This is a genomic window from Limisalsivibrio acetivorans (assembly GCF_000421105.1).
GTDB lineage: Bacteria > Chrysiogenota > Deferribacteres > Deferribacterales > Geovibrionaceae > Limisalsivibrio > Limisalsivibrio acetivorans.
Genome location: NZ_ATWF01000001.1, coordinates 454,516 through 468,010 on the forward strand (window position 1 = coordinate 454,516; position 13,495 = coordinate 468,010).

Sequence of the window (13,495 nt, forward strand, 5' to 3'; positions counted from 1 at the left end):
GGAGTGATGCAATGAAGGGTGGTCTTGAAGCAAAGGTTGGAGCGTTTGTTATACTCTGTTTCGCAGTTATAACGTTCATCTCCCTTAGAGCGGGTGATATACCGTTTTTAAACAACGATAAGGGCTACATAATAACGGCCCATCTTAATAACGCTGCAGGGCTTACGACAGATTCCGCAGTTATGTTCCACGGCGTTGATGTGGGTAAGGTCAAGGATATTACCCTTGAGGCGGGAACACCTGTGGCAAAACTGCTTATCGATGATAAATATACTATTCCCGAGAATGTTATGGTTGTTGTGCGCTCCAAGGGCTTCCTTGGTGAGAAGTACGCCGAGCTTGCAGTTATCCCCGGCGAGGAGCCGCGAGGTGCCATAACAGCCCAGACAACACTGAAGCGTTCCGAATCTATAACAGATTTCGATGAGCTAGGAAACAAGATGGGTGATATAGCGGACGATATCAAAGAGATTACATCAGCACTCAAAGAGGTGCTTGCCTCTGAAGCGGCGAAAACAAATATAACCAGAACACTCTCCAATGTACGAAACACTACGGATACAGTAAACACCCTTGTTCAAGACAACGAGATGCGTGTTAACCGCATCGTTCAGAATGTTGAGGAACTCACAGCCGCTCTGAACACCATGACACAGGCAAACCAGCAGAACGTAAACAGGATTATTGAGAATATACGTGTGGCCACGGAGGATATCCGCAGGCAGACACCCATGATAACAAGCGACATAGCCTCTGCATCCAGCGATGTAAAGGACATTGTCGGAAGCAACAAAGAGGACATAGGCGAAACCGTGAGGAACCTCAAAACAGTCACCGCAAAGCTCGAAACCACTGTGGACAACATGAACGACATCACCGGAAAGGTGAAGAGCGGCGAGGGGACTGTGGGGCAGCTGATATACGACAACAAGACAGCAGATAACGTAAACAATACACTCACAAGCCTCCAAAGCAGTCTTAACAAGCTGGAACAGCTTCAGGTATATCTATCCTTCGAGGCGGAGAGGCTTATTGATGAAGAGGCCTCAAAGGGGCATATGCGAGTGCGCATAGTGCCTAACGAGAAGCGTTACTACCTGCTCGGTGTGGACTCCATGCCCGACGGAAGAACAGAAACAACCAGAACATACTATAAAGAGGACCACACAGGCGCCAGCACAGGTGGCGACATAGAATACTATGCCATCGAAGAGGAAACCAAGCCCGATTCCCTCAAGTTCACCGCCCAGTATGCCCACAGGTTCACCGATGACTTCTACTTCCGTGTGGGGCTTATGGAATCGGACTTCGGTGTCGGTGCAGACTACTACCCGCTTAAGAACAGAAACCTCGTTCTTAACCTTGATGCCTATGATTTTCCCGGCAAGAATGACGACTACGAAACACATGTTACGGCGACAGCCCGCTACCGCTTCCACGAGAACTTCTTTGTGAAGGGGGGGTATGACGATATGCTCAATGAGGAGACACGAACTTTCTTCATCGGCGGAGGTGTCGAGTTTCGTGATGACGACCTGAAATACCTCATGGGCTCTGTGCCGGTACCCATGGGGAACTGATATGCGCTTCACCATCGGAATAAGCCCCTGTCCGAACGATACTTACATCTTCGGTCCACTTCTGGAAGGGCATCTTGATACGGATTTTAAATTCCACACTATTATGGACGATGTTGAGGTAATGAACCGTATGGCTCTCAAGCATGGGCTTGATATCATAAAGGTATCCTATGGTGTTGTGCCGGAGATACTTGATAACTATGCAGTTCTCAAGGCTGGCGGTGCACTCGGCTTCGGCTGCGGACCTCTGGTTGTATCTAAGAGGTTTGGGAGTATCAACCAGCTCAAGGGGAAAAGGATCGCCATCCCCGGGAGAAATACCAGCGCATTCCGCTTCTTTAAACACTTCTATGGTGAGGATTTTGAATTTGTTGAGCTTCGCTTCGATCTGATAATGACAGCGGTTCTTACCGGAAGCGTAGATGCTGGTGTTATCATCCACGAGGGACGCTTTGTATATCAGAGTGCAGGGCTTTTAAACCTGGCGGATCTTGGTGCGATTTGGGAAAAGAGGTATGATATGCCCATCCCCCTCGGGGCAATCGTCATAAAACGGGAACTTGCTGAGTACGCAGGTACACTTAAATCCCTTATACAGGAATCGATTAGTTTCTCCGAGAAGAGGTATGGCGAAATCGAGCCGTTTATTAAGGAACATGCCCAGGAGATGAGCGACGAGGTTATAAAGAAACACATAGATCTTTATGTGAACCGATTCAGTTACGATATGACCGAGGCTGTACCCGGCTTAACCGAGTTCCTCGACTGTACAGAGGAAGACTTCGTATAACAATCATTTCCCTTGACCGCACAAGGGTTCAGATAGTAAAACTATGTCACTATGAGAAAGATAGAGCTGCTGCTTGGCATAAGTAACATAATACTCGATTCGGATGATGTTGAGGATACCCTCAAGCGTACTGTGGCACACCTGCGCCGTGGTCTGGACTCCGATGTATGCTCCATCTATCTCCTTAACAGGTTCAAGAAAAACTCCCTTGTCCTCACCGCCACTGAAGGCTTGAGTGAAACCGCCGTTGGCAACGTTATCATGGATACGGATAAAGGGCTCACCGGACTCACATTCACCGAGGATAGATACACTTTCATACGCAACGCCTCAGAGCATCCCAGATACAACTACTTTCCGGGCATAAATGAGGAACCGTTTAAAACCTTTATAGGCATCCCTCTAAAGGGGAGGGCGCACAAACTCGGCGTGCTGGTTTTCCAGTTTCAGAAGAACAAACGCAACACCGATATAATGAAAACTCTCATAACAGCCGTTGCCGCACAGCTCTCCACGGTTATAATGCGTCATTACCTCTTCCGCTCCATCGATGAGATGGAGGAACACTACATTGGCGAAGTAAGGCTAAAGGGTATACCTCTTTCCGGAGGAATCGTTGTTGGAACACCGGTTATGGTAATCAACCGTTTTCTAGAGGCCAATACTCAGAATATCGATATAGACAAAGAGGTTGAGGACCTACACCGTGCCTTTGAGGACACCAAGAGGGATCTGGAAAACTTGATAGATGATATCGAAAGCTCCAGCCAGCCCATAGACCCGGGCATATTCCACACACACCTCATGATGCTCGAGGACAGCATGTTCCGCAATGATATAGAGAAGCATGTTGTGGAGCATAGAAAGAGTGCGGCCTTCAGCGTCCGCCATGTAGCGGATAAGCTTATAAAGAAGTTCATGTCCTTCCCCGACCTTTATCTCAGAGAGAGGGCAGGGGATATCGACGATATATCAAAGCGCCTTCTGGCACATCTGGGCGTTATGCGCAGGGAGGTTAGCCTCCAGGAGAACAGCATTCTCATGGCGGATATGCTCACCCCCGGCGAGACAGCATCCCTTGATCTCGGGAAGGTCACAGGCTTTGTCACCAGCAAGGACGGCTTCACATCCCATACAGCGATTCTGGCAAAAAGCCGCCATATCCCTGCCGTTAGTGGAATAAGCAAGATCTCCGACCTTATGGAGGTTGCAGAAAGCATCATCGTGGACGGGGACTCGGGTGAAATTATCATCAACCCTATGGAGGATACGCTCAAGGAATACGAAGACCTTATGGTGAAATCCGCCGAGTTCAAAAAGATAGAGGACTTCACCGAACCAGAGGTTTTTCTCAAAAATGGAGAAAGGGTCGAGTTCTATGCTAATATATCCTCTGTACTCGATGCAGAGAAAGCGGAAGCCCTCAAAGCGGACGGGATAGGGCTTGTCCGTACGGAGATATTCTATCTTCAGAGCCCTTCCAATTTCACAGCTGAAAAGCAGAAAGAGATATACAAGGAAATCCTCAGAACGTACGGCGGGCAGGAGGTTATCTTCCGTCTGCTTGATATCGGCTCCGACAAGAAAAGCGAGATGGAGATCCACGAGGATAACCCAGCCCTAGGCCATCGGGGTGTAAGGCTCCTGCTCGACGACAGAGAACAGCTAAGGACCCAGATAAAGGTGCTTCTGGAGCTGTACAACGAGTATCCCAACATCAAGATAATGGTTCCTTTTGTTTCCAGCGTTGTAGAGTTTCGCCTTGTCCGCAACACCGCAGAGGATATTGCAAAAGAGCTTGGTATAGATGTTCCCCCCATGGGCGTTATGGTAGAGATACCATCAATAATCTATTACATAGAGGCTATCAGCGAATACTGCGATTTCTTCTCAGTAGGTTCCAACGACCTTTTCCAGTACTTCTTCGCCGCCGACAGAACAAACCCGAAGGTGAGTTCTTTGTATCACCCCAACAACGAAGCTTTCCTCGGCCTTCTGCAAACCGTTCTTGAGAAGGTTCGCAGCTCGGGCAAACAGCTCGAAATCTGCGGTGAGATAGCTGCTGATGAAAAGATCCTCACCAAACTTCTCAGGATGGGATACCGTAGGTTTAGTGTTAACCCTTATGTAATCAACGATTTACGCACATTCGTTAAACAGCTTGATATATAATGAATGCTATATTATTGATAATAAGCCTAATTGCTTATTCTGTCATACATTCCGTTTTAGCCGATCCAGATATAATGAAAAGGGTGTACAATCGCTGGTGGTACAGGGCATTCTATGTTTTTCAGTCGATTGTACTTCTTGTGTTCCCCCTTTGGTTCTATATGTCGATGGAGGGTTTTGATCTCTTTAATCCGCCGATCCAGATAAAGGCTGTCCTTCTCCTCGTTTGGTGCGGAGCCCTTGTTTTTGGTATCTACGCTGCCAAAAGCTATGACAATATGAACTTCCTCGGCATAGAGCAGGCAGTTAAGGGGATTAAAGGTGAGTATAAGCCAAGAACAGAGCCCTTTACAACAAGGGGTGCGCTCAGGTATGTCCGTCATCCTTACTATTTCTGCGGGCTTGTATTATTATGGTCAAGGCCTCTGGAGTTTCGTGATCTCCTTGTAAACGTTGTTTTTTCAGCTTATTTTATAACAGGAGCATACAATGAAGAGAGGAAGCTGAGAAAGGTCTACGGAAAACGTTACGAAGAATATGCCGAAAGAGTTCCCATGCTTCTGCCTAACCCTTTTAAAGGGCGAAACTGAGGAGAAGATAAGTTTATGAAAACCGTTGTGGTTGCATCTTCAAGCGACATTGGAAAAAAGATGCCTCTCTTTGAGCAGGCGGTGGATATCCTTGGTAAACGTCTGAAGAACCTCGATATCGGCTTTGTAGACTCGGACAAAACCACCGATAACATCCTCTCATTATCCAGCGATCTGGTTGTTGTTGCCGGTAGTGACACCTTACTTAATGAGGTTCTCAATAAGCTGGAAAACACCGAAGCCGTTATAGCGTGTCTCCCCTTTGGCAAGGAAAGCAGGTTCTGCCGTGAAAACAAGATGCCCGAAGACCCGCTTGATGCCGTCGAAAGGCTCGCCCTTAACGATTTCCGCACAATACATCTCGGCTATATAGGAGACAGATATTTTGTGGATGAGGCAGTCATATCCTCCGGCGTGAAAGAGCAGACCATGGAGGCTTGGGTAGGTGGTGAGCGCAAGCTTGCTGAGAGGCTTCTTATAAACCTGCGTCCTTCTCATAGGGACTTTTCCGTGCTGGTAAAGACATATGGAGAGAACACCTCTGGTATAGGGAAGCTCCTTACGGGAATCGGCGGAAAGAACACCGATGAGTATCGGCACGCCACTCTTATGAAGATCCTGAACGGTAGACGTGCAGTCCTGGACGGTAACCTTGTGGAGATGGAGCAGGGGAGTTGTTTTGTGAGGTATGTAAAGTCACCTTTTCTATTTACGATGTAGATAGGTTTTTTGAGGGGTGCGGCAAAGCCTTCGTTCCGCTTACTTCCGGCTAAGCCTTCAGGGCTTCCGTCCTTGGAAGCCTGTTTCGTATCAACCTCAAATGTATGATTAGCGAAAGCTTTCATGGATGAAAGCTCGCTTGCGTAAGTGAGAAGGAAGCTTCTTTCTTCGAATGGCAGAATAATCTCCATGGACGGAAAATTATTCAAACAGATTAAGATGGGTTTTTAAGGGCCTGAATTCAACTAGCAAGTGCAACGGGGTCTATAGAGAATAGTATCTGGTTAGGAGTTTTATATCCAGTTGCTTTTCTTGGTCTGTTGTTTAGTTTCTGCATAATATTCTGAATCTCTATATCATCAACACTTTCAAGCATCCTACTCTTTGGTACATACTGCCTAATGAGTCCGTTTGTATTTTCGTTTATTCCGCGTTCCCACGAAGCATATGGATGAGCAAAGTAGAATTCAGCCCCTAGTATCTCAGATATTTCGGCATGTCCTGCAAACTCTTTCCCGTTATCGGAAGTGATTGTATGGACTAGGTGTGATATCGGTTTCAACATTTCTATAACCGCTTTTGTCACCAGTACAGCAGTCTTTCTTTCTACCTTGCGTATAAGTGTCAGATAAGACTTCCGCTCAATAAGAGAAACAATCGCCTGCTTGTTCCCTTTTCCTATAACTGTATCCACTTCCCAGTCTCCGAATCTCGCTTTCTCTTCTACAATACTTGGACGCTGCTCAATGCTTAACTTGCCATGTATCTCTCCTCTGCGTTCATAAACACCATATCGCTTCCTGCGTTTTCTTCGGCAACGCAGGTGAGTATAAAGTGTTCCACCATGACTTTTATCTTCAAGAATGTGCTGGTAGATACGCTCATGACTTACGTTTATTCCATAATTTTGATTTAGCCAATTGCTCACCTGCTCAGGGCTCCAGTCTTCAAGCAGAAGACGTTCAACAAAATACCATTCAGTTTGTGCAATCCGTCTTGGGACCTTGTCCATTCTTCGTTCAATAGCTTTGCGATGAGCTTGCTTTGGGCGATAACCACGACCTCCTGTGTTTCTGCGTAACTCTCGGCTGATGGTAGATTTATGTACTTTAAGCAAATCAGCTATGTCCGTCTGAGAATGTCCGGTTTTCCTCAGCACATAAATCTGGTACCTTTGTTCACGGGTCAGGTGTGTATAGTTCTTCATTCGGTGCTCCTTTGACGTGGTGGTTAAAGAGCTACGATGCTAACGCACCTGACCTCTTTTGACCACTACTTAAAAGTTGCACTTAATTATTGAATCCAGGGGGGATTCTAAGGGGAAAGTTTTCCCTAAAATTTTCCCCTTAGTCTTATTCTTTACATAATCACATTCGAAATAAGTCACTAATTTATTAGTCTTGCGCTTTCGCGCCACATACTTTTGTCGCAAAAGTATGCAAAACCTTTCCCTCAAGGTTTTCCAGCCCCCATTGTTACTCATTTATATTCATAAATTCGTAAGAGATGGCGCTTCCCTCATTTCACTCTTTTTCCACCTGAAGTTTTGCTGATGCTGAGGAATGTAACCGCATATCATACATGAATGTATTCAATAATTAGGATTACCTCGTCTGTCAGGTACGGCCAAAACTTCCGGGCGGTTCCAAAAGAGCTCATTCGGCTGTAAAACATTCGGGGAAGAATAAGAGCTTGTCTGATTTAATCTATGGATTTTACCATCCTGAATAATCTGGGAAATTCATCATCCTGAGAATTTCCCTGCCGCTACGCTTGGCAAAGCCTTCGCTTCGCTTTCTTCCGTTACAGAATATGAAGCACAGCTCCATATTCTTCACTTCAGGGCTTCCGTCCTTGGAAGCCTGTTTCGTATCAACCTCAAATGTATGATTAGCAGAAGCTTTCATGGATGAAAGATTGCTCTTAGTATTATCACTCCCGATATTGGTCTACGTATTATTTCTGTAAATTGCCTGGGATATCAAATGAAGCCTTGTCTGAAATCTCTATTTACACAAGAGCAGATTGACTAAATAATAGGTTGCTTGCTCAGTACAGCGCTGCTTAACCATAGCATCTAGTCGTGGTTAAGCTTGACTATACACACGTTTGTTTTAATATTATTGACAGAAAGCCCTCTCAAGGGATTTGTACAGATATAGTTACTGCACATAAACACCTTAGTGCGTTTTCTATCTCTTCTCTCAGGGCAAAATATGGAGCCGTTTTAAGGAGCGTTATTTGGATTCATTCGGATTTGTAACACTGGCAGGTGCAATGGCGGTTTTGGCGGCAAGCCCGGGGCCTGGTGTCTTGGCCACGGTTTCTAAGTCTCTGTCAACAGGGCTCAGATCTTCAGTACCGCTTATCCTGGGTATTATTCTGGGGGATCTCATTTTCCTGATCTTTTCTCTTTACGGACTAGCTGCCGTGGCAGAGGCGTACAGCGAGTTTTTCATTTTTATAAAGTACGCAGGTGGCGGCTACCTTATATATCTTGGTTTCAATCTTTTCTTCAGGAAGCCGGAAGGGGAGAACGAGATGCCAAATAAGAGATACTCCGGATTTTTTAGCGGTCTGGCAGTCACGCTTTCCAACCCGAAAGTGGTGTTATTCTACTGCGGATTCCTTCCTGCTTTTATCGATATCAGAAACATCCATATATCAGATGTTTTTGTTATAGCTTTAGTGGTAAGCCTTGTGCTTGGTTCAGTTTTGCTGATTTACTCTATTGTTGCTGATCGAGCGTCGGTGTTTGTCAAGGATAAAGGAGCCGGACGTATCATAAACAGGATATCCGGCGCCGTTATGGGGTTTGCCGGTGGAGTGCTTATCCTGAAAGATTAATCAGGAAAGGGAATCCAGCAAAACATGGATTCTGAACTTTGCTACGACCAGTATGGTTCAGCACCCCCAAAGATTTGAGATCACTTTTTACAATACCTAAAACGCAGAGGCATCTTGAACTGGCGTTCTCATATTATATCGGGATCGACTAAAACGGACACCCATAGAAATTCATCGCTCCTTTCACACCCTCCTGTATATAACATAATATACCTTATCGGACGTAATATATTATTGAACTGAGCTCTCCCCTGTCTGATGATATCTATGGCATTCCTCAGATTAATCAATCTGAATAATTTCCCGAGCAAGGAAATTGCTTTGCATACTTTTGCGACAAAAGCATGTGGCGCATAAGCGCAAGACAAACAAGTTAGTGACTAATTTCTAATTAGAGTATGAAAGGAAAAGATCGCAGGGAACTTTTTAGGGAACAAAGTTCCCCGCACCCCTCAAAAACTCCTTTATCTATCTGAATAATTTACCGTCCATGGAAATTATTCTGCCGTTCGAAGAAAGAGGCTTCCTTCTCACTTACGCAAGCAATCTTTCATCCATGAAAGCTTATGCTAATCATACGTTTGAGGTTGATACGTAAAAGGCTTCCAAGGATGGAAGCCCTGAAGGCGAAAGGCAGACTACCAAAGCTGTTCTTACTTTCACCTCCAGAGCCAACATCCATGTTGGCTTATTATATATCAAACTTCATCGTTAGGATGGAATCAAGTTGGTTATTATGAATGTAAAAATACCCGGAGAACTTTATAGGTAACAAAGTTCCCCGCACCCCTGAATTTCCCAAATTATATAGATCTAACCGCTAAACCTGATATAATCGTAATGATGATTGTATTCGGGGGCTATCACATGAAGTCACTTAAATACCTTGTAATAATGTTTATATTCCTAGTAAGCACTCTGTCCTATTCCGCTGATTATTCAAACGCCTACCCTGCCCTCTGGGAGGACTTCCTAAAAGAAAACCCCCTCTTCGAAAAGCAGGCTGCAGACTACAATACAGCATCAAAAATGAAGGAACTTCTCGAACTGGATAAGGAATCGGAGGCTCTTAATCTCTTCGGCGAATATACCGGCGGTGTTCTGATGCAGAGGCTTGAGGATAAAGGAATCTTCAGGCGTGACAGGCTTATATCCTCTTATATGGAGTTCCGTGAAGCGTCCGCACTGATAACCGGGGATTATTATAAGCCGGATACCGTAAACGGAATCTATCCCCGATACAGGACTCTGCGTAGCAGAGGCGCATCTCACAAAACAGCTTGGAATGCCGTAAGCTACTCCTATAATATGCTTTACACCCTCCCCCGCATCCTTGATGAAGTGATATACCCTCTCCATGGGATAACACCCGATGAAGATGATTTCTCCAATGCCACCAAGATAATACTGGACGAGTGGCCTAAAAAGAAGATATGGATACGGGCCCATAGCCCGGACAAATGGAGTTATGACACAAGACGCTTTATTATTCATGACGGTGGTGATGACCTTGATGAAGGATACGAAAGCGTTCTGAATATTGAGCTCACTTACTTGCCCGCTTTCAACGAATATTTTGATGAGCTGATCACCAGCATATATGATCTGAACAATGAGTACACTGGTAAACCAGGGCATCTCACCCTTTCTGAACTTAAGAAGCTCGAAGGGCGTCTTCGTATGCTTCTGCTGAAGCTGGATAAAAAGGATGTTATGTTCGAGATGGGAAAAGAGGCCCAGCGTTATGCAGAGAACATGCTCAAGGCTCGCTATGCCTCACAGGTGCTTCTCAAGGCCACAGATGAGATATACGCCCTCACCTCTTCTGACATGGACAGGATTAACAAAGACTTCGATGAATACCGCAGGTCATTATCCGATAAACCTGAGGATGTGAGCCTGTACGCATCTGATCTAACTCTGCAACTGAGGCGTGAACTTAAATCCTCATTTTCAGAGTATCTTATGGCAAAACGTGAGGCTGAGGCAGCGTACACTGAAAAGGAGAAACTGCCAGCAGAGATTGAGGAGAGACTCACCGCAGCTCATATGGAATACACGAGAATTCTTGCTGAACTTAAAGATCATTTTCAAGCCCAGTCACCCGCCTTAAATACGATGCTCACAAGCTTTGAACGTTATCAGGATACCGAACCAAAACGAGCTCTTGACATGCTAAGTGCCACAGGTATGGAGGAGGTAAAGCTCTACCCGGGCTCCATGGAGAATGAGAGCGTTGACATAGGAACAATCGAAGGAATACCCTTTAAACTGGTTTTTAGTGAAGGAGCCATAAGGCTAAACGGCGAAACCCCTGCCGGTGAATATTTGAGTCTTCCCATGGCAAAAGATATGATAGCTATGGAAAATTCTGCGGTTACGGAGCAGAATAGAGGGATGATAATCAAACGCCCCGAAGGGGTTTATCATATTTACGAAACGATGCGTACTCCATTTCAGGTTCCATCCCTTAAGATATTTGCCGTAAGCCGTATTGGTGGTGATACGAATAAATATGCAGCGATAGGAACCTTTGAGGCAGTGCCCGAAGAGAGCCCTGAAAAGATTGTATACAGCGAGTTCCGGCTGAAAAACGGAAACACAGAGATAGACGGAGCAGCTCACATGAGGGGGATTAATCTGAAATGACAGAACCTAGAGAGGAAGTAATCAAGCGTATTGAAAGGATATTCCAGGAGAGGATACCTTTCAACGGACTTCTCGGTTTGGACGTAAATATAAAGAACATACATGAATCGGAGATACGCATTAAGATGCGTGAGGATCTCGTTGGCAACTACGTTATGGGCATACTCCACGGCGGCGTAATCGCCAGCACGCTGGATGTTATGGGTGGGTTAACCTCTGTTCTCAGCCTGATAGACAAGTTCAGGGACAAGAGCATGGAGGAGCTTATGGAGAAGCTGAGCACCTTCGGAACCATTGATCTCAGAATAGATTACCTTCGCCCCGGTAGAGGGAGAGAGTTCATAGCAGCCGGAACGGTTCTGAGAACAGGAAACAAGATCTCGGTCACAAGAACACAGCTCCACAACGATGAGGGTCTGCTCATCGCCGTGGGAACCGGAACATATCTTGTGGGTTAAAGAATAACCTCACCCTTGAGATCGGCTATATTTGCAACGCCCTCTTTCTCAAGGTATTCTTCAAGATCATCAATTATTTTCAGCGGTATCTCCGGATCGACAAAGTTCGCCGTACCGATCTGCACCCCGCTTGCGCCCACAAGGAAGAACTCCGCAACATCACGCCAGTTTATGATTCCGCCGATGCCAACAATGGGGATCGAGACCGTTTTGTAGACCTCGTGAACCATACGTATCGCCACAGGCTTAATAGCTGGGCCTGATAAACCGCCGGTAACATTTGATATATAGGGTTTTCTTGTATTCACGTTTACAGCCATGCCGAGCAGTGTGTTTATAGCGCTGATACCATCCGCACCAGCCTCCTCACAGGCCTTGGCAAAGGGTTTGATATCCGTAACGTTGGGGCTGAGTTTAACGAGGAGAGGCTTACTCTTTACCACTCTGCGGCACTCGGAAACAACCTTCTCGGTCATCTTCGGATCCGCGCCGAAGGCTATCCCCCCCTCCTTCACGTTGGGGCATGATATGTTCATCTCGAGCATATCCACATCTTCGTTATCGAGTGCCATAGCTACTTCCACGTACTCATCGATGCTCTTTCCCCAGAAGTTCACGATTATGTTGGTGTCATATTTCCTAAGCACGGGTAGCTTTTCCGACAGAAACCTGTCCAGTCCAACGTTCTGCAGGCCGATGGCGTTAAGCATTCCCGATGTTGTCTCCATAATTCTGGGCATCGGATTTCCCGTAACCTCATGGCGGGAGATCCCTTTAACAGAAATTCCGCCGAGCTTGGAAATATCTATGAATTTTGAGTATTCAAGGCCGTAGCCGAAGGTTCCGCTTGCTGTGATTACCGGGTTCTTGAATTCCACTCCGCATATATTTGTCTTCAATCTGCTCATATTATTTACCCTGTACCGATTCCCATACAACTTTGGTTCCATCGAAAACGGGGCCTTCAACACAGCACCGTTTCTGCTCTATCCCGCCATCCCCCTTCGTATAGATGATACAGCCGAGACAGGCACCCATACCGCAGGCCATCCTTTCCTCCAGGGAAACGTAAGCCGGAACTTCAGCTATTTCGCATATCTCACTGACAGCCTTAAGCATACCCTTTGGACCGCAGGAGTAGCATACATCGTAATCACCAGCCTTAACAGCCAATGGAGCAGTGACCAGCCCCTTATCACCCTTATCGCCGTTTTCCGTTGTTATGTACATATTCTCGACATAGGGCTCAAACTCCTCTGTTATAACAATATCCTCTGCTGAGCGTCCTCCGTAGTAGAGGTCTACAGCAACCCCTGATGATTTGAGCTCCTTTGCAAGCCATAGAAGGGGTGCGATGCCCACACCCCCCGCCACAAGCGCTGCCCTCCCCTCTTTAACGGGCTTGAAGCCGTTGCCGAGAGGTTCGGAGAAGCCGATCTCGCCCATACAGTCGCAGAGGAGCATGGTTCCCTTCCCCACAATCATATAAAGGAGCCTGAAGCGGTCTCCCTCGATATCCATAATACCGAGGGGTCTTCGAAGGAGCGGATCGCTCAGGTAGTCCTGCTGGGAGGTTTTTACCATCACAAACTGCCCTACTTCCGCCCTGCTGGTGAACTTGGATGATTCTATGGTGAGGAGGCCGTACTTGGAGTTCAGCCTCTTATTCTCGATTATTCTTCCTTTCAT

The 13,495-nt window shown here is 46.2% G+C and carries 12 protein-coding genes; 8 read left to right on the plus strand and 4 right to left on the minus strand.

What is annotated here, in order from left to right:
* Positions 1-11: 11 nt before the first annotated feature.
* The 5 genes from K300_RS0102170 (at position 12) to K300_RS0102190 (ending at position 5,852) form a co-directional block, all read left to right on the plus strand.
* The gene (locus K300_RS0102170; protein WP_022850024.1) at positions 12-1,580 is read left to right on the plus strand and encodes an MlaD family protein; all 1,569 of its coding nucleotides are present in this window, start codon (positions 12-14) and stop codon (positions 1,578-1,580) included.
* 1 nt (position 1,581) lies between these two features.
* Positions 1,582-2,370 (plus strand): 1,4-dihydroxy-6-naphtoate synthase, encoded by a 789-nt coding sequence (locus K300_RS0102175; RefSeq protein WP_022850025.1) that lies wholly within the window; start codon positions 1,582-1,584, stop codon positions 2,368-2,370.
* Between the two features lie 51 nt (positions 2,371-2,421).
* Entirely contained in the window at positions 2,422-4,542 is a 2,121-nt protein-coding gene (gene ptsP / locus K300_RS0102180; RefSeq protein ID WP_022850026.1) for a phosphoenolpyruvate--protein phosphotransferase, read from the plus strand.
* A 74-nt stretch (positions 4,543-4,616) separates the two neighbouring features.
* Positions 4,617-5,132 carry a methyltransferase gene (locus tag K300_RS0102185; RefSeq protein ID WP_238320633.1) on the plus strand — a complete coding sequence of 172 codons (516 nt, stop codon included), beginning with the start codon at positions 4,617-4,619 and terminating at the stop codon, positions 5,130-5,132.
* Positions 5,133-5,147: 15 nt separating this feature from the next.
* On the plus strand, positions 5,148-5,852 hold the full coding sequence (locus tag K300_RS0102190) for a diacylglycerol kinase family protein (protein ID WP_022850028.1): 705 nt from the start codon (positions 5,148-5,150) through the stop codon (positions 5,850-5,852).
* Positions 5,853-6,093: 241 nt separating this feature from the next.
* On the opposite strand, the gene K300_RS0102195 is transcribed toward K300_RS0102190, so the two are convergent.
* Both K300_RS0102195 and K300_RS0102205 read right to left on the minus strand, forming a co-directional pair.
* Positions 6,094-7,059, minus strand: a complete 966-nt coding sequence (locus tag K300_RS0102195; protein ID WP_022849682.1) for an IS30 family transposase — start codon at positions 7,057-7,059, stop codon at positions 6,094-6,096.
* A gap of 508 nt (positions 7,060-7,567) precedes the next feature.
* Positions 7,568-7,759 (minus strand): hypothetical protein, encoded by a 192-nt coding sequence (locus K300_RS0102205; RefSeq protein WP_022850030.1) that lies wholly within the window; start codon positions 7,757-7,759, stop codon positions 7,568-7,570.
* Positions 7,760-8,093: 334 nt separating this feature from the next.
* Here K300_RS0102205 and K300_RS0102210 point away from each other — a divergent pair, with 334 nt between their 5' ends.
* The 3 genes from K300_RS0102210 (at position 8,094) to K300_RS0102220 (ending at position 11,806) form a co-directional block, all read left to right on the plus strand.
* Positions 8,094-8,699, plus strand: coding sequence for a LysE family translocator (locus K300_RS0102210; protein ID WP_022850031.1), 606 nt, complete (start codon positions 8,094-8,096; stop codon positions 8,697-8,699).
* A gap of 867 nt (positions 8,700-9,566) precedes the next feature.
* Positions 9,567-11,348 carry a hypothetical protein gene (locus tag K300_RS0102215; RefSeq protein ID WP_022850032.1) on the plus strand — a complete coding sequence of 594 codons (1,782 nt, stop codon included), beginning with the start codon at positions 9,567-9,569 and terminating at the stop codon, positions 11,346-11,348.
* Positions 11,345-11,806 (plus strand): thioesterase family protein, encoded by a 462-nt coding sequence (locus K300_RS0102220; RefSeq protein WP_022850033.1) that lies wholly within the window; start codon positions 11,345-11,347, stop codon positions 11,804-11,806. Before K300_RS0102215 ends, K300_RS0102220 begins: the two co-directional genes overlap by 4 nt.
* Here the strand turns inward: K300_RS0102220 and K300_RS0102225 are convergent.
* A complete protein-coding gene (locus K300_RS0102225; protein ID WP_022850034.1) occupies positions 11,803-12,714 on the minus strand; it encodes a dihydroorotate dehydrogenase in 912 nt (303 codons plus the stop codon). The two genes, K300_RS0102220 and K300_RS0102225, sit on opposite strands and share 4 nt — an antisense overlap.
* Position 12,715: 1 nt before the next feature.
* A complete protein-coding gene (locus K300_RS0102230; RefSeq protein ID WP_022850035.1) occupies positions 12,716-13,495 on the minus strand; it encodes a dihydroorotate dehydrogenase electron transfer subunit in 780 nt (259 codons plus the stop codon).

Coding starts and splice junctions, on each gene's coding strand:
- K300_RS0102170 (WP_022850024.1), top strand. CDS start 12: ATGAAGGGTGGTCTTGAAGCAAAGGTTGGAGCGTTTGTTATACTCTGT.
- K300_RS0102175 (WP_022850025.1), top strand. CDS start 1,582: ATGCGCTTCACCATCGGAATAAGCCCCTGTCCGAACGATACTTACATC.
- ptsP (WP_022850026.1), top strand. CDS start 2,422: ATGAGAAAGATAGAGCTGCTGCTTGGCATAAGTAACATAATACTCGAT.
- K300_RS0102185 (WP_238320633.1), top strand. CDS start 4,617: ATGAAAAGGGTGTACAATCGCTGGTGGTACAGGGCATTCTATGTTTTT.
- K300_RS0102190 (WP_022850028.1), top strand. CDS start 5,148: ATGAAAACCGTTGTGGTTGCATCTTCAAGCGACATTGGAAAAAAGATG.
- K300_RS0102195 (WP_022849682.1), bottom strand. CDS start 7,059: ATGAAGAACTATACACACCTGACCCGTGAACAAAGGTACCAGATTTAT.
- K300_RS0102205 (WP_022850030.1), bottom strand. CDS start 7,759: ATGAAAGCTTCTGCTAATCATACATTTGAGGTTGATACGAAACAGGCT.
- K300_RS0102215 (WP_022850032.1), top strand. CDS start 9,567: ATGAAGTCACTTAAATACCTTGTAATAATGTTTATATTCCTAGTAAGC.
- K300_RS0102220 (WP_022850033.1), top strand. CDS start 11,345: ATGACAGAACCTAGAGAGGAAGTAATCAAGCGTATTGAAAGGATATTC.
- K300_RS0102225 (WP_022850034.1), bottom strand. CDS start 12,714: ATGAGCAGATTGAAGACAAATATATGCGGAGTGGAATTCAAGAACCCG.
- K300_RS0102230 (WP_022850035.1), bottom strand. CDS start 13,495: ATGAAAGGAAGAATAATCGAGAATAAGAGGCTGAACTCCAAGTACGGC.